We start from the raw sequence: 16528 nt of genomic DNA, 5'->3' as shown, positions 1-16528 counted from the left end.
GAATCCGCTGCCGCTGTCATCGCCAACCCGCTGCTTGGTGAAGCGCGCGTGCATTCGGAAACCGGCTGTAAGGAAGAAATCTCCATGAAAAACCAGGATCGCGCACGCCCCACGGGCGCCATGCGCTCCGAAACTGATAGCTTGATCGCGCTGTGCGCAGCGCTCGCCATGGTTCTGGCGGCCGTGCCCGCCGCGGCCCAGCTGGCACGCAAGCCCTCGTACTACCAGCAGCAGAACCAGCCGCTGCCCGAAGGCCCGGCCGCGCAGCTCGCGCCACGCCCTGCGGTGCCGTCGTCATTGCCCGCGCTGCGCAGCCAGGGCGACTTCGACCAGCTGGCGCGCGTCTACGACGCCGGCACGCCGATGCAGCTTGCGCACGTGCTGTTCGCCGTCGATCGGCAGGCGAAGCCGGCGCGCATGTACTACATCGACACGCCTCGCTACCAGCTGCACGTGCGCTTCCTGCGCGACACCCGGCTCACGCCGAACACGATCAAGCGCGAGATCGACCGCAACTACCTCGTGCCCGACCGCCGCTTCCTGTTCGGCACGCTGAGCTGGCAACAGAACATCGGCACCTTCACCTACGAGTTCTGGGAGGGCGACCGGCTCACTGCGCCGCTGCTGCGGCAGGCCGACGCGCAGGTCAAGGCGAGCTTCTTCTCGCCCGTGAAGTTCAAGACCAACTCCACGCTGCACGAACGCGTGGCGAAGGAAGCCGGCATCGACTTCGTGAGCCAGGAGGCGCTGATCCGCGAGCAGCCTTTTCTGCCGATGAACCTCGGCACCGCCACCGGACGCGTGCGCATCGTGGAAGATGAATCCGGCATCAACGCACTTTTGCCCGACGACATCGCCGTGCTGCGGCAGGTGCCGATCAGCCTGCCGCCGGTGGCGGGCGTGCTGACCGAGCGGCCGTCGACCGCGCTGTCGCACGTCAACCTGCTGGCCAAGGGCTGGGGCATTCCAAACGCCTATGTGCGCGATGCCGCCACGGTGCTGAAGGCGCACGCGGGCCAGTGGGTGGCGCTGAAGGTGGCGGCCTCGGGCTACCAGGTGCGCCGCCTCGCGCCCGAAGAGATCGCCGCCCTGCCGCCGCGCGCCGTGCGCACCGCCGCCACCGGCGCGACGCCCGGCAGCGCGCGCGCCATCAGGCCCGACCTGCGCGAAACCCGTCTGCTGCCGCTGGCCTCGCTGCGCGCGCGCAACAACGCCCAGTGCGGCACCAAGGCCGCGAACCTCGGCGCCATGCTGGCCGCGCACATTCCGGGCACTTCGGTGCCCGACGGCTTCTGCATTCCGTTCGCGCACTACGACCGCTTCATGCGCGCCAACGGCCTGGCCGAACGCATCGCGCGCATGCAGCAGCAGCCGGGCTTCGCGAGCGATCCGAAGGCCCGGCAGAAGGCGCTGGCGCAGCTGCGCGACGAGATCGTGCAATGGCCCGTCGATGCCGCCACCGCCGCCGCATGGCGCGCCGCGTGGCAGTCGCAACTGGGCGGTGGCGGCGTGTTCGTGCGCAGCTCGTCCAACTCCGAAGACCTGCCCGGCTTCAGCGGCGCGGGGCTCTACACCACCGTGCCCAACGTGAAGACCGGCGACGCGCTCGAAGTGGCCGTGAAAAAGGTCTGGGCCTCGGTCTTCAACCCCGAGGCCTGGGAGGCTCGCAGCGCCGCGGGCTTCGGCGCCGAATCGGTGCTGATGGGGGTGTTCGTGCAGACCGCCATCGACTCGACCAACGCCGGCGTGATGATCACGCGCGACCCGTTCGACGCGGGGCATCCGCACGTCACCTACATCTCGGCCAAGCGCGGCATCGGCATCCGCGTGGTCGAGGGGCAGCGGGTGGCGGAGCAGGTGATGTATTCGAGCTGGTCGAAGGCGATCCAGGTGCTGAGCCGTTCGGCCGAAGAAACGTCGCTGCAGCTCGACAAGGAAGGCGGCGTGAAGGAAGTGCCGGTGGAGGTGGGCCGCAACGTGCTGACCGACGAGCTGGTGGTGCGCCTCGCCAACGTGGGCGCAGCGGTGAAGCGCACCTTCAATGCGGTGGACCAGGACATCGAGTGGGCGACGGTGGGCGACCGCATCGTGCTGCTGCAGGCGCGGCCGTACGTGGAGCGGCGGCGCTGAGCCTTCACTCCGGGGCGGCCGCGCTTCGATGGACCGGAAGGGTGTTCAGCGGAATGCGCAGGTAGGCCACCCCGTTGTCGTCGGGCGGCGGAAATCGCCCGGCGCGCACGTTGACCTGTATCGACGGCAGGATCAGCGTCGGCACGTCGAGCGTGGCGTCGCGCGCGGTGCGCATGCGCACGAATTCTTCTTCGCCGATGCCGTCGCGCACGTGGATGTTGTGGGCGCGCTGTTCCGCGACGCTGCTCTGCCAGCGGGGCTCGCGCGTGGCGGGCGGATAGTCGTGGCAGACGTACACGGTCGTCTCGGGCGGCAGGGCGAGCAGCCGGTGCATCGAGCGGTAGAGCTGGCGCGCATCGCCGCCTGGAAAATCGGCGCGCGCGCTGCCCAGGTCGGGCATGAAAAGCGTGTCGCCGACGAAGACCGCGCCGTCCACGAGGTATGCCATGTCGGCCGGCGTGTGGCCGGGCACCAGGAGCGCGACCGCCTCGGCGTCGCCGATGCGGAAGGACTCGCCGTCCTTGAAGAGATGGTCGAACTGGCTGCCGTCGGGCAGGAAGTCGCGCTCCAGGTTGTAGAGCGTGCGGAAGGTGGCCTGCACCGTGCGGATGTGTTCGCCGATGGCGATGCGGCCGCCGGCCTGCGACTGCACATGGCGCGCGCCCGAGAGGTGGTCGGCATGCGCGTGGGTCTCCAGGATCCAGTCGACCTGTAGCGCCTGCGCGCGCACATAGGCCAGCAGGCGATCGGCGGAGGCGGTGCTGGTGTGGCCGGACTTGAAGTCGTACTCCAGCACCGGATCGATGATCGCGGCGCGCTTCGTGGCGTGATCCCAGATCACGTAGGACACCGTGCCCGTCACGGGATCGAAGAATGCCTGGGTGGTGGTGTGGCGGGGCGCGGCGGTCGTCGTCATGGGCACTCCTTCAGTCAAGCTGTTGATATTATATGAATTGATATAATATTGGTGAACTAACCGACATTGCCCTCCATGAAGGCTTCCACCCTCGTCATCGATCCCGAAGTGCTGCGCGGCGGTGCCCGCCAGGCGGTCGCGGTGCTCAAGCTGCTGGCCAACGAAGACCGGCTGCTGCTGCTGTGCCAGCTCTCGCAGGGCGAGATGTGCGTGAGCGACCTCGAAAGCGCGCTGGGCATCCGCCAGCCCACCTTGTCGCAGCAACTCTCGGTGCTGCGCGCGGAAGGCGTGGTCAGCACCCGCCGCGAGGGAAAGAACATCTACTACAGCGTCGCCGATGCCGCGCTGCTCGACATTCTCGCGGTGCTCTACCGTCTCTACTGCCCGAAGGAAGATTGAAGATGCCCGCCATCGACTGGCCCCATTTCACGCCATGGACCGCGTTGGCCGGCGGCGTTCTCATCGGCATCGCCGCGGCGATGTTCGTGCTGCTCAACGGGCGCATCGCGGGCATCAGCGGCGTGCTGGGCGGCTTGCTGCGCCCCGCGAAGGGCGACGTGGCCTGGCGCGCGGCCTTCGTGCTCGGGCTGGTCGGTGCACCCGCCGCCTATGGGCTGTTCGCCGTGCTGCCCGCGGCACGGATCGACGCCGGCTACGGCGCGCTCGCACTGGCCGGCCTGCTGGTGGGCGTGGGCACGCGTTACGGTGCGGGTTGCACCAGCGGCCACGGCGTGTGCGGCGTGGCGCGGCTGTCGCCGCGCTCGCTGGCCGCCACCGGGGTTTTCATGGCAGCCGGATTCGCCACGGTGTTCGTGGCGCGCCATCTGTTCAACCTGTGATGAAGGAGCGATTCGCCCTCATGCCGACCGTCATCGCCTCCCTGCTCGCCGGCCTGGTCTTCGGGCTCGGCCTCATCGTCTCCGGCATGGCCAATCCGGCCAAGGTGCTCGGTTTTCTCGACCTTGCCGGCGCCTGGGACCCCTCGCTCGCATTCGTGATGGGCGGGGCGGTGGCCGTGAGCGCCGTCGCCTTCCTGTTCGCGCGCCGGCGCAAGCTGTCGCTGCTCGGCGCGCCGGTCATGCTGTCCACCGCGCGCCGGATCGACCGTCGCCTCGTCGGCGGCAGCCTGCTGTTCGGCGTCGGCTGGGGCATCGCGGGCTTCTGCCCGGGGCCTGCGCTGGTCTCGCTCGGCACGGGCGAGTTCAAGGCCGTGGTCTTCGTGGGCGCCATGCTGCTGGGCATGGGCCTGTTCGAGCTGATTGAACTGATGAGAATTCCAGTGATTGAAAACCGCGTCGCAGAAAAGGAAGCAAGGAAATGACCGAATCCGTGGAAAACAAGGGCTATGCCGGCGACGTGACGCCCGAGCAGGCGGCGCAGTGGATGGCCAGCGGCGAGGCCGTGCTGGTCGACGTGCGCACCGACGCCGAGCGCGAATGGGTCGGCTACGTACCCGGCGCCGTGCCGCTGGCCTGGAAGCAGTGGCCGGGCATGGCGATGAACCCCGCGTTCGACGACGGCATCCGTGCAGCCGCCGAAGGCAAGAAGAAGCTGGTGCTGCTGTGCCGCAGCGGCGTGCGCTCCATCGCGGCTGCCAAGCGCGCGACCGAACTGGGCGCGGAGGCTTACAACATCCTCGAAGGCTTCGAGGGGAATCCGAACGACCAGGGGCACCGTGGGCTCATCGGCGGCTGGCGCAAGCGCGGGTTGCCCTGGAAGCAGAACTGAGTCGTTCGGGGGGCGATCACGCCGACGGGGTACCTTGCTCCGCGAATGTCCTCCGGCCTTCGGCCTCCCCCTTTATTTCGCTGCGCAAGGCACCCCATCGGCGTGATCGATGGGCACAGCGGTCGAACCGCCGGCACAAGCAGAGCGTTCATGTGCGAATGGCACCGGGTGCTCCCCGCAGCGAAATAAAGGAGGAGGGCGAAGCCCGGGGGACATTCGCGGAGGGGAGTACCCGGTGTCATTCGCACGCCCCCCGAAAGAAGCAAAAAGGCCCGCCGATTCCTCGGCAGGCCTCGAGACTGCCCGCTTCGAGCGCCAGTTCAGAGCGGCGGAATGCGCAGCTTCTGCCCCGGATAGATCTTGTCCGGGCTGCTCAGCATCGGCTTGTTCGCCTCGAAGATCGCGTTGTACTTGTTCGCATCGCCGTAATACTTCTTCGAGATGGCCGAGAGCGTGTCGCCCTTCACCACGTCGTGGTACTGCGCGGGCGGCGCGGCCGGTGCGACGAGGTTGTTCTCGACGCTCGTCACGTTCGCCACGTTGCCTGCTGCCAGCGAGGCTTTTTCGCTGGCCTCCTGCGAGGGCGCCTGGCCCGCGAGGGTGACCACGCCGCTGCTCGCCGTATAGGTCACCTGGAGCCCGGTGAGGCCGAGGTTCTGTGTCTCGATGTAGGTCTTGATGGCCGCGGCGGCGGCCTGGTTGGCGTCCGGCGTGGCGGCCTGCGCCGACGAACCGCCGAACAGCTTTTCACCCGCCTCCTTGATGAAACTGAGCAAACCCATGGTGTTCTCCTTGTGCCGTGGTTGGTGGATGGGCCTGCCAATTTACCGGCGCGACGGGGCAGCGCCGCGTAGGCCCATGCCGCGTGTCGACGGGGTGCCAGCAGGAATAACGACAAAGTCGCAATAATCCCGCGCATGCCATCCCCCTTCCTCGCCATCGACATCGGCAACACCCGCCTCAAATGGGCGCTCTACGATTCGGCCCGCCCCGGTGCCGAGCTGCAGGCGCACGGCGCCGAATTCCTCGACCACATCGAACGGCTGGCCGACGGCCCCTGGGCCGACCTGCCGGCGCCCGGTTCCATGCTGGGCTGCGTGGTGGCCGGGGACGCGGTGCGCCGGCGCGCCGAGGAACAGATCGTCGAGCGTTTCGACTGCGCGCCGCGCTGGGTGATGTCCAGCGCGGGCGAGGCCGGCATCGTGAACGGCTACGACCATCCCACCCGCCTGGGCGCCGACCGCTTCGTGGCGATGATCGGTGCGCGCCACCGCATGCTGGCCGCAAGGCCGGGGCAGCCGCCGCGGCCCATGGTGGTGGTGATGATCGGCACCGCCGTGACCGTCGAGGCGATCGACGCGGACGGCAGGTTCCTCGGCGGCCTGATCCTGCCGGGCCACGGCATCATGCTGCGCGCGCTGGAGTCGGGCACGGCCGGGCTGCACGTGCCGACCGGCGAGGTGCGCGAATTCCCTACCAACACCAGCGATGCGCTGACCAGCGGCGGCACCTACGCCATCGCCGGCGCGGTCGAGCGCATGGTGCAGCACGTGCGCTCGCACTGCGGCGCCGATCCGGCCTGCTACATGACGGGCGGCGCAGGCTGGAAGATGGCGCCCGTCATGAACGGCCACTTCGAGCTGGTCGAGAGCCTGATCATGGACGGGCTGCTCGTGATTGCCCGGGAGCGGGCGGCGGCCTAGAAAAAAAGAGAAGCGGCTCAGGGGCGCATCAGCGCCTCGGCCACAGCATGGAACGCCGGCAGCGTGAGCGGGTCGTTGCCCGCATTGCCCGCCACCGGATGCGCCGCGTAGCGCACGATCACCACCTCGGCCTTCGGGTCCACGTAGATGCTCTGGCCGTGGATGCCGCGCGCCATGTAGGCACCGTGCGGGTTGTGCGACACCCACCACATGTCGCGGTACGACCAGCCCTTGAGCAGCGGATAGCCGGCCTTCACGAACTTCGCCGGGTCGCCGCCGCGCTGGATGTCTTCCACCACCGCCTTCGGAATGGCCTGCTGCCCGTTGGAGGCGCGCCCGCCGTTGCGCATGGTCTCGCCGAAGCGCGCGAGGTCGCGCAGCACGGTGTTGAGGCCGCCGCCGCCCGACTCGGTGCCGATGCGGTCGACCATGAAGTAGGCGTCCTGCTCGGCGCCGATGCGGCGCCAGATCTTCTCGCTCAGCAGGTCGGCCAGCGACTGGTTGCTGGCGCGGCGAAGAATCCAGGCCAGCACCTCGGCGTTGACGGTCTTGTAGGCGAAGGCGTCGCCATGCTCGCCTTCCTTCTTCAGCGTGACGAGGAATTCGTAGAACGACTTGGGTCCGGTGTAGTTCTGGCCCTGCGTGAGCATGCCGCCGGCACGGGCGTAGTCCCAGATCTCGGCCTTCGGGTCGGCGTAGTTCTCGGAGTAGTGCACGCCGACGGTCATGTCCATCACCTGGCGCACGGTGGCGTCGCTGTACGCCGTGTCCTTCAGTTCGGGGATGTACTTGGTGACGGGCGCGGCGGGGTCGAGCTTGCCTTCGTCCGCGAGGATGGCGGCCAGCGTGCCCACGAAGGACTTGGTGACCGACATCGCGATGTGCGGGCGCTCGGGCGTGAGCGCGCCGAAGTACTTCTCATAGACCACCTTGCCGCGGTGCATCACGAGGATGCCGTCGGTGTAGGTGCCGGAGATCATCTGCGCGAAGTTCAGCGTCTGGTCGCTGCCTGCACTTCCAAGAGGCTTGAACGTCACGGCTTCGATCTGGACGGGCGACGTGGCCGCCGGCAGCGGGCTCGCCGCGCCACTGCCGCGCCACACGTTGGCCGTGGGCACGGTCTCGCGCACGTGCGAGAAGCTCCAGCGCGTGCGCGGAAACGCGCCACCGGCCGGGTTGTCGAAGGTGATGAGCTTGTCGGGCGCGGGCGGGAAGCCCTTCATCCAGCCCAGCGCGTCGACCGAGGTGGCCGCGGGGTCGGGCAGCGCGGCGGGCGCGGGTGTCTGGGCGGAGGTGGTGTTCACTGCGAGCAGGGTGACGGCGGCGGCGAGCGCCGTGCGAATGAAAAGGGACATGGTGAGGTCGGTGAAGGTGATCAACGGCCGCTGAAGCGCGCCGGCCGGCGTTCGACGAAAGAGCGCACGCCCTCGGCGGCGTCCTCGCTGTTCGACAGGCGCTTCTGCGTCTCGATGAACTCCGACACCGCGGCCAGCGGCCCGTGCTCGATGGCCTTCAGCACGTTGAGCCGCGTGGCCACCACCGCCAGCGGCGCCTGGGCGGCGATGCGCTGCGCAATGGCCAGCGCCGCGTCGAGCTCCTGGCCGGCCGGCACCACCTTCTGCACGAAGTTGAGGCGATAGGCCTCGGCGCTGTCGAACTCGTCGGCCGTGAGCAGGTGCAGCATCGCGTTGCCCAGGCCGGCGCGTTCGGCCATGCGCAGCGTGGCGCCCCCCGTGGCCATGATGCCGCGCTGCACCTCCATCTGCGAAAAGCGGCAGTCGTCGGCCGCCACCACGATGTCGGCGCCCAGCATCAGCTCGATGCCGACGGTGAAGCAGATGCCCTTCACGGCAGCCACCATCGGCTTGGTGCGGCGGCGGTAGCCTTCGAGCCCGAAGTCGTGCGGCTCGACCAGGCCCTGCGGGACCGCCTTCTCGCCACGCTTCATGTACTCGGCCACCGCCGGCAGGTCGAGGCCCGCCGTGAAGTGGTCGCCGAAGGCATGCAGCACGCCCACGCGCAGGTTCGGGTCGTCGTCGAGCCGGGTGTAGGCCTCGGCCAGCTGCCTGAACATCGGCGGCGTCCAGCCGTTGCGCTTGGCGGGGCGGTTGATGCCGATCAGCAGCACGTGGCCGAGCACTTCGGTGTCGATGCAGCCTTCGGCTGGCGGGGTGGTGGGGGTCGCAGTCATCGGTCTTGTCTCCGTGTTGTTGTTATGGCTCTGCGGCTCAGTAGGTGTACACGCCGCGGCCCGTCTTGCGGCCCAGCTGGCCGGCCGCGACCATTTCCTTCAGCAGCGGGCAGGGGCGGTACTTGGAGTCGCCGAACTGCTCCAGGTACACCTCCATCACGGCCAGGCACACGTCCAGGCCGATCATGTCGGCCAGCGCCAGCGGCCCGATGGGCTGGTTGCAGCCCAGCTTCATGCCGGCGTCGATGTCTTCCGCCGTGGCGATGCCCTCGGCCAGCACGAAGAAGGCCTCGTTGATCATCGGCACCAGGATGCGGTTGACCACGAAGCCCGGCGCGTTCTTCACGGTGATGGGCGACTTGCCCAGGCGCTCGGCCAGCGCCTTCACCGCGTCGTGCGTGGCGTCGCTCGTGAGGTAACCGCGGATCAGCTCCACCAGCGCCATCATCGGCACCGGGTTGAAGAAGTGCATGCCGATGAAGCGGTCGGGGCGCGAGGTGGCGGCCGCGAGCTGGGTGATCGAGATCGACGAGGTATTCGACGCAATGATCACCTCGGGTGCCAGCATGTCGTCGACCTGCTTGAGGATCTTGAGCTTGAGCGCGTGGTTCTCGGTGGCCGCCTCGATGACCAGCTGGGCGCTCTTCAGGTCGTCGTAGTTGGTCGAGCCCTTGATGAGCGCCAGCGCGGCGGTCTTTTGCTCGGCGGTGAGCTTCTCTTTCTTGATCAGGCGGTCGAGGCTGCCCGACACCGTGGCCAGGCCCTTGTCGACGGCCGCCTGGGCGATGTCGACCATCACCACGTTCACTCCGGCCACCGCGCAGGCCTGCGCGATGCCGTTGCCCATCGTTCCGGCGCCGATGATGCCGACAGTCTGAATAGCCATGAGAAAACTCCTTGAGAGAAAACAAAAAGAAGGGTGCGCGAGGCTGGCGCCGCGGCGAAAACTTCGATTGTGAAGCAGCCCCAGGGCCGCGCCGTTGCCGCGTGCGACACGGGTGGCCCGCCGGTGGCTTACAGTGCGGCGGTTGCATTTTTCGCTCTTCCCCCGCTCTTTCGACCTCCGACCATGACCACCCTCGGCACCCCCCTTTCCCCCTCGGCAACCCGCGTGATGCTTCTCGGCTCCGGCGAACTCGGCAAGGAGGTGCTGATCGCCCTGCAGCGCCTCGGCGTCGAGACTATTGCGGTCGACCGCTACGAGAACGCGCCCGGCCAGCAGGTGGCGCACCACGCGCGCACCATCACCATGAGCGACCCCGAGCAACTCAAGGCGCTGATCGAGGCCGAGAAGCCCACGCTGGTGGTGCCCGAGATCGAGGCCATCGCCACGCCGATGCTCCAGCAGCTCGAAGATGCGGGTGTGGTGCGCGTGATTCCCACCGCGCGCGCCGCCCGCCTGACCATGGACCGCGAAGGCATCCGCCGCTTGGCCGCCGAGACGCTGGGTGTGCCCACCAGCCCCTACAAGTTCTGCGACTCGCTGGCCGAACTGCAGGCGGCCATCGACGGCGGCATCGGCTACCCCTGCATCGTCAAGCCCGTGATGAGCAGCTCCGGCAAGGGCCAGAGCAAGATCGACGGCCCGGCCGACGTGCAGAAGGCCTGGGACTACGCCATGGCCGGCGGCCGCGTGAGCCACGGCCGCGTGATCGTCGAGGGCTTCATCGACTTCGACTACGAGATCACACTGCTGACCGTGCGCGCCAAGGACGCGTCCGGCGCGGTGCAGACCCAGTTCTGCGACCCCATCGGCCATGTGCAGGTGAGCGGCGACTACGTCGAAAGCTGGCAGCCGCACCCCATGGCGCCCGCCGCGCTGCAGAAGGCGCAGCAGATCGCGCAGGCCGTCACGGCCGACCTCGGCGGCCAGGGCCTGTTCGGCGTCGAGCTGTTCGTGAAGGGCGACGAAGTCTGGTTCAGCGAAGTCAGCCCCCGCCCGCACGACACTGGCATGGTCACCATGGCCACGCAGTGGCAGAACGAGTTCGAGCTGCATGCGCGCGCCATCCTCGGCCTGCCGGTCGACACCTCGCTCAAGAGCCCGGGCGCAAGCGCCGTGATCTACGGCGGCGTCGACGCCACCGGCATCGCCTTCGACGGTGTGGCCGAGGCCTTGCAGGTGCCGGGCAGCGACATCCGCCTGTTCGGCAAGCCCGAGAGCTTCACCAAGCGCCGCATGGGCGTGGCGCTGGTGCACGCGGCCGACACCGACACGGCCCGCAAGCTGGCCAAGGAAGCCGCTTCCCGCGTAAAGCCGCGCAAGGCGTAGCCAGTTTCCGCAAGCCGCGCCGCAAGGGCGCGGGCATGGTGCGGGGGCTTGCCAGGCCGGTCGAGGGGCGGGTGCGTGCGGATACCGCGCGAGCCCGATGCCTTCCACACTGGACGCTCGCAACGATCCACCGGAGACACCATGCTGCATCCCCAGGCGCGCGCCCTGCTCGACTTCATCGAGGCGCGCGGCATTCCGCCGACGCACACCCTGTCGCCCGCCGACGCGCGGACCTTCTATCGCGAGCGCCGCACCACCACGCAGCCGCTGCCGCCCGAAGTGGCCGAGGTGCGCGACCTCGCCGCCGACGGCCCGCACGGCACCATCCCGGTGCGCCTCTACCGGCCGATGGGCTCTGGCGCGGGGCCGCTGCCGGTGCTGGTGTACTACCACGGCGGCGGTTGGGTCATCGGCGACCTCGACACGCACGACGTGCTGTGCCGCGAGCTGGCCAACGGCGCCGGCTGCGCCGTGGTCGCGGTCGACTACCGCATGGGCCCGGAGCACCGCTTTCCCGCGGCGGTGGACGACGTGCTCGCCGCCACCCGCTGGGTGCGCCGCGAGGCCGCCGCGCTGGGGCTCGATGCGAGCCGCCTCGCAGTGGGCGGCGACAGCGCTGGCGGCAACCTCGCGGCCGTGGTGTCGATCGCGGCGCGCAATGCGGGCGACCTGCCCATCGTCTACCAGCTGCTGATCTACCCGGCAACCGACATGCGGCGCAGCCACGCATCGCACCAGAGCAACGGGCAGGGCTACCTGCTGACGGCGGACACCATCCGCTACTTCCACGACCACTACATCACCGACCCGAAGCACGACCTCGACTGGCGCGCCTCGCCGCTGCTGCACCCCGAACTCTCGAAGCTGCCGCCCGCGCTGGTGCTCACCGCCGGCTACGACCCGCTGCGCGACGAGGGACTGGCCTATGCAGAGGCACTGACCGCCGCGGGCAACCGCGCGATGTACGTCTGCTTCGAGCGCCAGATCCACGGCTTCGTGCCAATGGGCAAGGTGCTCGACGAGGCCAACACGGCAGTCGCGCTGTGTGCCGCCGAACTGCGCCGCGCCTTCGCGCAGGCCTAGGGAAAGTCCCCGCGCAAATGGACATCGCGCAAACGGCTCGCGCCGCTACGATCCAGCGAACAAGACGCCATCCACCGGTTGGCAGTCCACCGATGCAGGAGACAAACACCATGCAGCGAACGAGGACGACGCCGTCCGCAAGCGGTGCCGCACGGCAGGGCGAACGCCTCATGTGGCTCACGCCGCAGCGCGTGTTCTACGCCGGGCTGCTCGGTGCGGCCGCCGAGCGCACGATGGGCGGGCACGGCGTGTACCTGTCGCCCGCGGGCGTGCCGCCGATCCGCATCCGCATCGGCGGCGGCGCCTGGCAGGCGGGCGAGCTGATCGTGGTGCCGCCGCAGGTGCCGCACCATGTCGAGAGCGAGCATCCGCTGATCTTCAACCTGTTGATCGAATCGGAATCGGTCGACCCCGCGCGCTTGCCGGCGTTCATGCAGCACTGCGGCCCGGTCGATGCGCCCGCCTTCGCGCAGCGTGTGCGCGAGGTCCACGCGCACCTGCTCGCGGCCTCGGGCCGCGGCTCGGAATTCGACGGCTTCGATTTCGATGCGCTGTTCTTCGGCGAGGCGCTTGCGCCGCGACCGATCGACGCGCGCATCCGCAAGGTCATCGACACCCTCGTCGCCGACCCCGCGGCGCCCGCCTCGGCCGAGGACTGCGCGGCCTCGGTGCACCTGTCGTTCTCGCGCTTCCTGCATCTGTTCAAGCAGGAGACCGGCATGGCGTTTCGCGCCTTCCGGGCCTGGAAGCGCGCGCGCAGCCTGCTGCGCTACGTGCGCCAGACCGGCACGCTGACCGACATCGCGCTGGACACCGGCTACCCCGACTCGACGCACTTCAGCCATTCGATCCGCCAGGTCTACGGCCTCAAGCCCAGCGACATCGTGGCCGGATCGCGCCGCCTCGCGCTGCACGACGCGGCGGGCAGCTTCAGGCAGTAGGCGCGACGAGGCCCCATGCAGATCCTCCAACTCCTGCTGTCGGGCATTGCGCAAGGTTGCATCTACGGCCTGATCGCGCTGGGCTTCGTGCTGATCTACAAGGCCACCGAAACCGTGAGCTTCGCGCAGGGCGACCTGATGATGCTCGGGGCCTTCGGTGCGTTCGCGGGCATGTCGCTGTTCGGCCTGCCGTTCTGGCTCGCGGCCATCCTTGCCGTGGTGGCGATGGCGGCTTTCGGCGTGCTGCTCGAACTGGTGGTGATCCGGCCGATCCTCGGGCAACCGCAGTTCTCCATCGTGATGCTCACGATCGGCATCGCCTACGTGGCGCGCGGGCTCATCACCATGGTGCCGGGCATCGGCACCGACACCCACACGCTTCCCGTGCCCTACAAGGACCAGATCTGGAAACTGGGCGAGCTGGTGGTCAACCTCGAGCAGCTCGCGATCATCGTCGCCACAGCCATCCTTTGCGCCCTGCTGTTCGCGATGTTCCGCTACAGCAAGCTCGGCATCGCGATGCAGGCCTCGTCGCAGAACCAGCTGGCGGCCTACTACATGGGCATTCCGGTGAAGCGGCTCAATGGGCTGGTGTGGGGCCTGGCGGCGGCGGTCGCGGCCATCGCGGGCATGCTGCTCGCGCCCATCACCTTCGTGCACGCGAACATGGGCTTCATCGGGCTCAAGGCCTTTCCGGCGGCGGTGGTGGGCGGTTTCGGCAGCCTGCCGGGTGCCATCGTCGGCGGGCTGGTCATCGGCATCGTCGAGTCGTTCGCGGGCTTCTATCTGCCCGATGGATTCAAGGACACGGCGCCGTACATCGTGGTACTGCTGATGCTCATGATCAAGCCGAACGGTCTGTTCGGCGAGAAGCTGCGCAAGAAAGTTTGATTGTTCATGCGCTTCATTTTCAAGACCAGCTACGACCAGGACATCCGCCTCGCGCGGCATGGTGGGCATGTGTTCTGGTACAGCCTGCTGGTGGCGTTCCTGGTCGTCGCACCATGGGTGATCGACGAATACTGGCTCGCGCAGCTGACCTTCGTGCTGATCTACGGGATCGTCGGCCTGGGGCTGATGCTGTTGGCCGGGTTCACGGGGCAGTTCTCGATCGGGCACGCGGCGTTTCTTGGCGCGGGCGCTTACACGCAGGGCGTGCTGACGAACGCCGGTGTGCCGTTTCCGATTGCGCTGATTGCGGCCGCTGCGCTGTCGGCGGCCGTGGGCGTGGTGGTCGCGCTGCCGGCCTTGCGCGTGAAGGGCATCTACCTCGGCATCGCGACGCTGTCGTTCGGCTTCATCGTCGAGGAGGTGTTCGCGCGCTGGGAGAGCGTGACGGGCGGCAATGCCGGCCTGCATGTGAAGGCGCCGGAAATCTTCGGCTGGTCGCTGGGCTCGGGCGATGGTTTCTACTTTCTGTGCCTGGTGGTTGCGGTGATTTCCACCTTGGGCATCCTGAACCTGCTGCGTTCGCCGACGGGGCGCGCCTTTGTCGCGATCCGCGACTCGGAGATTTCGGCGCAGAGCATGGGCATTCATCTTGCGCGCTACAAGACGATGTCGTTCGCGATCTCGGCCGCGCTCGCGGGGCTGGGCGGGGCCTTGTATGCGCACAAGCTCAGCTTCATCTCGCCGGACCAGTTCAGCATCCTGCAGTCGATCGACCTGCTGCTGATGGTGGTGATCGGCGGGCTCGGCTCGGTGCACGGCGCGTTCCTTGGTGCGATCTTCCTGATCGCGATGCCGCAGCTGATTTCGATCGGAAAGGACTGGCTGCCCGAGGCCATCGGGCAGGCGCCGGGGTTGCAGGGGCTGGTGTACGGGCTGGTGCTGATCGCGTTCGTGCTGTTCGAGCCGCTGGGCTTGTACGGGCGCTGGCTCAAGGTGCGCACATGGCTGCAACTCTTCCCGTTCTATCGCAGGGGGCTGTTCAAGCGGCAGAAGTCGTTCACCAAGTCGGATCGGCTGAGATGAGCAACGACATTCTTCTTTCCGCGAAGGAGTTGAGCGTGCGCTTCGGCGGCGTGCTGGCGGTCAACAAGGTGAGCTTCGAAGTGCGGCGTGGCGAGGTGTTCACGCTGATCGGGCCGAACGGGGCGGGCAAGACGACGGTGTTCAACCTGATCAGCCGCATCTACACGCCGACCATGGGGGAGATCACGTGGCATGGCGAGGAGGGCGGCGCCATCGCGCTGACGCAGCAGGCCCCGCATGCGATTGCCGCGCTGGGCATTGCGCGCACCTTCCAGAACATCGAACTGTTCGAGCACGCGACGGTGCTTCACAACCTGCTGATCGGCCGCCACACGCACCGGCAGACGGGTTTCTGGAGCGAGGTGTTCTTCACGCCCGCCACGCGGCTCGCGGAGATCGAGGCGCGCGAGAAGGCGGAGCAGGTGATCGAGCTGCTGGACCTGCAGCACCATCGCGACTCGATGGTGGCGGGGTTGCCCTATGGCGTTCGCAAGGTCGTCGAGCTGGCGCGCGCGCTGTGCACGGAGCCGAAGCTGCTGCTGCTCGATGAGCCTTCTTCGGGGCTCAATGTGGAAGAGACGGCGGACATGGCGTTCTGGATCCAGGACATCCAGCATGAGCTGGGCGTGTCCGTGCTGATGGTCGAGCACGACATGTCGCTTGTTTCCAAGGTGTCCGACCGGGTGCTGGCGATGAACATGGGCGAGGTGCTGGCTACCGGCTCACCTCGCGAGGTGCAAGCCGATGCGCGGGTTGTCGAGGCCTATCTTGGGACCGTGGACGACGTGAGCAGCTTGAGGAGGAGCGCGGCATGAGCGACGCAGTCCTTCAGCTTCTCAACGTAGAGAGCGCCTACGGTCCGATCAAGGCGATCCGCGGCGTCAGCCTGAAAGTCAGGCAGGGCGAGATCGTGACCGTGCTCGGTTCGAATGGCGCAGGCAAGACGACCATCCTCAAGACCATCTCCGGAATCATCGACCCCCGCAAGGGCAGCATCGAATTCCAGGGCAGGAACATCACTGCCAAGGACCCGGCCCACATCGTCCAGCAGGGCCTGAGCCACGTGCCCGAAGGCCGCGAGGTGTTCCCGCTGCTGTCGGTGAAGGACAACCTGCTGATGGGCGCCTACACCCGCAAGGACCGCGACGGCGTGGCGCGGGACATGGAGACGGTCTACACCTACTTCCCGATCCTGCGCGAGCGGGCCACGCAGGACGCTGGGCTGCTGTCGGGCGGCCAGCAGCAGATGCTCGCCATCTCGCGCGCCATCATGGCCGCGCCGCATCTGATTCTTCTGGACGAACCGAGCCTCGGGCTGAGCCCGAAGCTGACGAAAGAGATCTTCGAGATCGTCGTGCGCATCAACCGCGAGCGCGGCACCACCATCCTGCTGGTGGAGCAGAACGCCAACATGGCGCTCAACGCCGCCGACCACGGCTACGTGCTCGAGAACGGCCGCATCGTGATGGAAGACACCTGCGAACGCCTGCGCGAGAAGGAAGACATCAAGGAGTTCTACCTCGGCGTGAAGGACGACGGCGTACGCGGCGAGCGGCGCTGGAAAAAGAAGAAGACCTGGAGATAGCCGCC

The 16528-nt window shown here is 67.9% G+C and carries 18 protein-coding genes; 13 read left to right on the top strand and 5 right to left on the bottom strand.

Features of this window, described 5'->3' with window-relative positions; genetic code table 11:
- The first annotated feature begins 84 nt into the window (after positions 1 to 84).
- A complete protein-coding gene (locus ACEOAB_RS27545) occupies positions 85 to 2130 on the top strand; it encodes a PEP/pyruvate-binding domain-containing protein (protein ID WP_495653243.1) in 2046 nt (681 codons plus the stop codon).
- Between the two features lie 4 nt (positions 2131 to 2134).
- On the opposite strand, the gene ACEOAB_RS27540 is transcribed toward ACEOAB_RS27545, so the two are convergent.
- Positions 2135 to 3046: an MBL fold metallo-hydrolase gene (locus ACEOAB_RS27540; RefSeq protein ID WP_413751282.1), complete on the bottom strand. Its 912-nt coding sequence runs from the start codon at positions 3044 to 3046 to the stop codon at positions 2135 to 2137.
- Positions 3047 to 3121: 75 nt separating this feature from the next.
- Here ACEOAB_RS27540 and ACEOAB_RS27535 point away from each other — a divergent pair, with 75 nt between their 5' ends.
- Genes ACEOAB_RS27535 through ACEOAB_RS27520 form a run of 4 tightly spaced genes read left to right on the top strand, consistent with a single transcriptional unit; the run spans position 3122 to position 4774 of the window.
- A complete protein-coding gene (locus ACEOAB_RS27535; protein WP_056597785.1) occupies positions 3122 to 3445 on the top strand; it encodes an ArsR/SmtB family transcription factor in 324 nt (107 codons plus the stop codon).
- 2 nt (positions 3446 to 3447) lie between these two features.
- Positions 3448 to 3885 (top strand): YeeE/YedE family protein, encoded by a 438-nt coding sequence (locus ACEOAB_RS27530; protein WP_495653242.1) that lies wholly within the window; start codon positions 3448 to 3450, stop codon positions 3883 to 3885.
- A gap of 20 nt (positions 3886 to 3905) precedes the next feature.
- Positions 3906 to 4367: a DUF6691 family protein gene (locus ACEOAB_RS27525; protein ID WP_413750504.1), complete on the top strand. Its 462-nt coding sequence runs from the start codon at positions 3906 to 3908 to the stop codon at positions 4365 to 4367.
- Complete coding sequence (locus ACEOAB_RS27520) at positions 4364 to 4774, top strand: rhodanese-like domain-containing protein (RefSeq protein ID WP_413750505.1); 411 nt, start codon at positions 4364 to 4366, stop codon at positions 4772 to 4774. The genes ACEOAB_RS27525 and ACEOAB_RS27520 overlap by 4 nt, the downstream gene beginning before the upstream one ends.
- A gap of 320 nt (positions 4775 to 5094) precedes the next feature.
- Here the strand turns inward: ACEOAB_RS27520 and lysM are convergent, their stop codons facing one another.
- Positions 5095 to 5556 carry a peptidoglycan-binding protein LysM gene (lysM, locus tag ACEOAB_RS27515; protein WP_056597770.1) on the bottom strand — a complete coding sequence of 154 codons (462 nt, stop codon included), beginning with the start codon at positions 5554 to 5556 and terminating at the stop codon, positions 5095 to 5097.
- Positions 5557 to 5691: 135 nt separating this feature from the next.
- On the opposite strand from lysM, the gene ACEOAB_RS27510 reads away from it, so the two are divergent.
- On the top strand, positions 5692 to 6477 hold the full coding sequence (locus ACEOAB_RS27510; protein WP_056516467.1) for a type III pantothenate kinase: 786 nt from the start codon (positions 5692 to 5694) through the stop codon (positions 6475 to 6477).
- A gap of 17 nt (positions 6478 to 6494) precedes the next feature.
- On the opposite strand, the gene ACEOAB_RS27505 is transcribed toward ACEOAB_RS27510, so the two are convergent.
- From ACEOAB_RS27505 to ACEOAB_RS27495, 3 genes are read right to left on the bottom strand one after another with little or no spacing between them, the layout of a single operon-like run.
- Positions 6495 to 7832, bottom strand: a complete 1338-nt coding sequence (locus tag ACEOAB_RS27505) for a serine hydrolase domain-containing protein (protein ID WP_413750506.1) — start codon at positions 7830 to 7832, stop codon at positions 6495 to 6497.
- 20 nt (positions 7833 to 7852) lie between these two features.
- Positions 7853 to 8668 (bottom strand): crotonase/enoyl-CoA hydratase family protein, encoded by an 816-nt coding sequence (locus ACEOAB_RS27500; protein WP_413331673.1) that lies wholly within the window; start codon positions 8666 to 8668, stop codon positions 7853 to 7855.
- Positions 8669 to 8705: 37 nt separating this feature from the next.
- The gene (locus tag ACEOAB_RS27495; RefSeq protein ID WP_056516461.1) at positions 8706 to 9554 is read right to left on the bottom strand and encodes a 3-hydroxybutyryl-CoA dehydrogenase; all 849 of its coding nucleotides are present in this window, start codon (positions 9552 to 9554) and stop codon (positions 8706 to 8708) included.
- A gap of 183 nt (positions 9555 to 9737) precedes the next feature.
- On the opposite strand from ACEOAB_RS27495, the gene purT reads away from it, so the two are divergent.
- From purT to ACEOAB_RS27460, 7 genes are all read left to right on the top strand, one after another.
- A complete protein-coding gene (gene purT, locus ACEOAB_RS27490; RefSeq protein ID WP_413750507.1) occupies positions 9738 to 10940 on the top strand; it encodes a formate-dependent phosphoribosylglycinamide formyltransferase in 1203 nt (400 codons plus the stop codon).
- 141 nt (positions 10941 to 11081) lie between these two features.
- The gene (lipP1, locus tag ACEOAB_RS27485; RefSeq protein WP_495653241.1) at positions 11082 to 12023 is read left to right on the top strand and encodes a LipP1 family hormone-sensitive lipase; all 942 of its coding nucleotides are present in this window, start codon (positions 11082 to 11084) and stop codon (positions 12021 to 12023) included.
- Positions 12024 to 12133: 110 nt separating this feature from the next.
- Entirely contained in the window at positions 12134 to 12964 is an 831-nt protein-coding gene (locus ACEOAB_RS27480; protein ID WP_056597984.1) for a helix-turn-helix domain-containing protein, read from the top strand.
- Positions 12965 to 12979: 15 nt separating this feature from the next.
- Positions 12980 to 13855, top strand: a complete 876-nt coding sequence (locus tag ACEOAB_RS27475) for a branched-chain amino acid ABC transporter permease (RefSeq protein WP_007829636.1) — start codon at positions 12980 to 12982, stop codon at positions 13853 to 13855.
- Positions 13856 to 13861: 6 nt separating this feature from the next.
- A complete protein-coding gene (locus ACEOAB_RS27470; protein WP_413750323.1) occupies positions 13862 to 14938 on the top strand; it encodes a branched-chain amino acid ABC transporter permease in 1077 nt (358 codons plus the stop codon).
- Positions 14935 to 15753: an ABC transporter ATP-binding protein gene (locus ACEOAB_RS27465; RefSeq protein WP_413750322.1), complete on the top strand. Its 819-nt coding sequence runs from the start codon at positions 14935 to 14937 to the stop codon at positions 15751 to 15753. The genes ACEOAB_RS27470 and ACEOAB_RS27465 overlap by 4 nt, the downstream gene beginning before the upstream one ends.
- The gene (locus ACEOAB_RS27460; protein WP_007829626.1) at positions 15750 to 16523 is read left to right on the top strand and encodes an ABC transporter ATP-binding protein; all 774 of its coding nucleotides are present in this window, start codon (positions 15750 to 15752) and stop codon (positions 16521 to 16523) included. The genes ACEOAB_RS27465 and ACEOAB_RS27460 overlap by 4 nt, the downstream gene beginning before the upstream one ends.
- The last annotated feature ends 5 nt before the right edge of the window (positions 16524 to 16528 follow it).

It is taken from the genome of Variovorax sp. Varisp53, from assembly GCF_059491555.1.
This window is presented reverse-complemented; position numbering and strand designations above follow the sequence as displayed.

Coding starts and splice junctions, on each gene's coding strand:
- ACEOAB_RS27460 (WP_007829626.1), top strand. CDS start 15,750: ATGAGCGACGCAGTCCTTCAGCTTCTCAACGTAGAGAGCGCCTACGGT.
- ACEOAB_RS27525 (WP_413750504.1), top strand. CDS start 3,906: ATGCCGACCGTCATCGCCTCCCTGCTCGCCGGCCTGGTCTTCGGGCTC.
- ACEOAB_RS27540 (WP_413751282.1), bottom strand. CDS start 3,046: ATGACGACGACCGCCGCGCCCCGCCACACCACCACCCAGGCATTCTTC.
- ACEOAB_RS27495 (WP_056516461.1), bottom strand. CDS start 9,554: ATGGCTATTCAGACTGTCGGCATCATCGGCGCCGGAACGATGGGCAAC.
- purT (WP_413750507.1), top strand. CDS start 9,738: ATGACCACCCTCGGCACCCCCCTTTCCCCCTCGGCAACCCGCGTGATG.
- lysM (WP_056597770.1), bottom strand. CDS start 5,556: ATGGGTTTGCTCAGTTTCATCAAGGAGGCGGGTGAAAAGCTGTTCGGC.
- ACEOAB_RS27475 (WP_007829636.1), top strand. CDS start 12,980: ATGCAGATCCTCCAACTCCTGCTGTCGGGCATTGCGCAAGGTTGCATC.
- ACEOAB_RS27530 (WP_495653242.1), top strand. CDS start 3,448: ATGCCCGCCATCGACTGGCCCCATTTCACGCCATGGACCGCGTTGGCC.
- ACEOAB_RS27520 (WP_413750505.1), top strand. CDS start 4,364: ATGACCGAATCCGTGGAAAACAAGGGCTATGCCGGCGACGTGACGCCC.
- ACEOAB_RS27505 (WP_413750506.1), bottom strand. CDS start 7,832: ATGTCCCTTTTCATTCGCACGGCGCTCGCCGCCGCCGTCACCCTGCTC.
- ACEOAB_RS27545 (WP_495653243.1), top strand. CDS start 85: ATGAAAAACCAGGATCGCGCACGCCCCACGGGCGCCATGCGCTCCGAA.
- ACEOAB_RS27535 (WP_056597785.1), top strand. CDS start 3,122: ATGAAGGCTTCCACCCTCGTCATCGATCCCGAAGTGCTGCGCGGCGGT.
- lipP1 (WP_495653241.1), top strand. CDS start 11,082: ATGCTGCATCCCCAGGCGCGCGCCCTGCTCGACTTCATCGAGGCGCGC.
- ACEOAB_RS27465 (WP_413750322.1), top strand. CDS start 14,935: ATGAGCAACGACATTCTTCTTTCCGCGAAGGAGTTGAGCGTGCGCTTC.
- ACEOAB_RS27500 (WP_413331673.1), bottom strand. CDS start 8,668: ATGACTGCGACCCCCACCACCCCGCCAGCCGAAGGCTGCATCGACACC.
- ACEOAB_RS27510 (WP_056516467.1), top strand. CDS start 5,692: ATGCCATCCCCCTTCCTCGCCATCGACATCGGCAACACCCGCCTCAAA.
- ACEOAB_RS27480 (WP_056597984.1), top strand. CDS start 12,134: ATGCAGCGAACGAGGACGACGCCGTCCGCAAGCGGTGCCGCACGGCAG.
- ACEOAB_RS27470 (WP_413750323.1), top strand. CDS start 13,862: ATGCGCTTCATTTTCAAGACCAGCTACGACCAGGACATCCGCCTCGCG.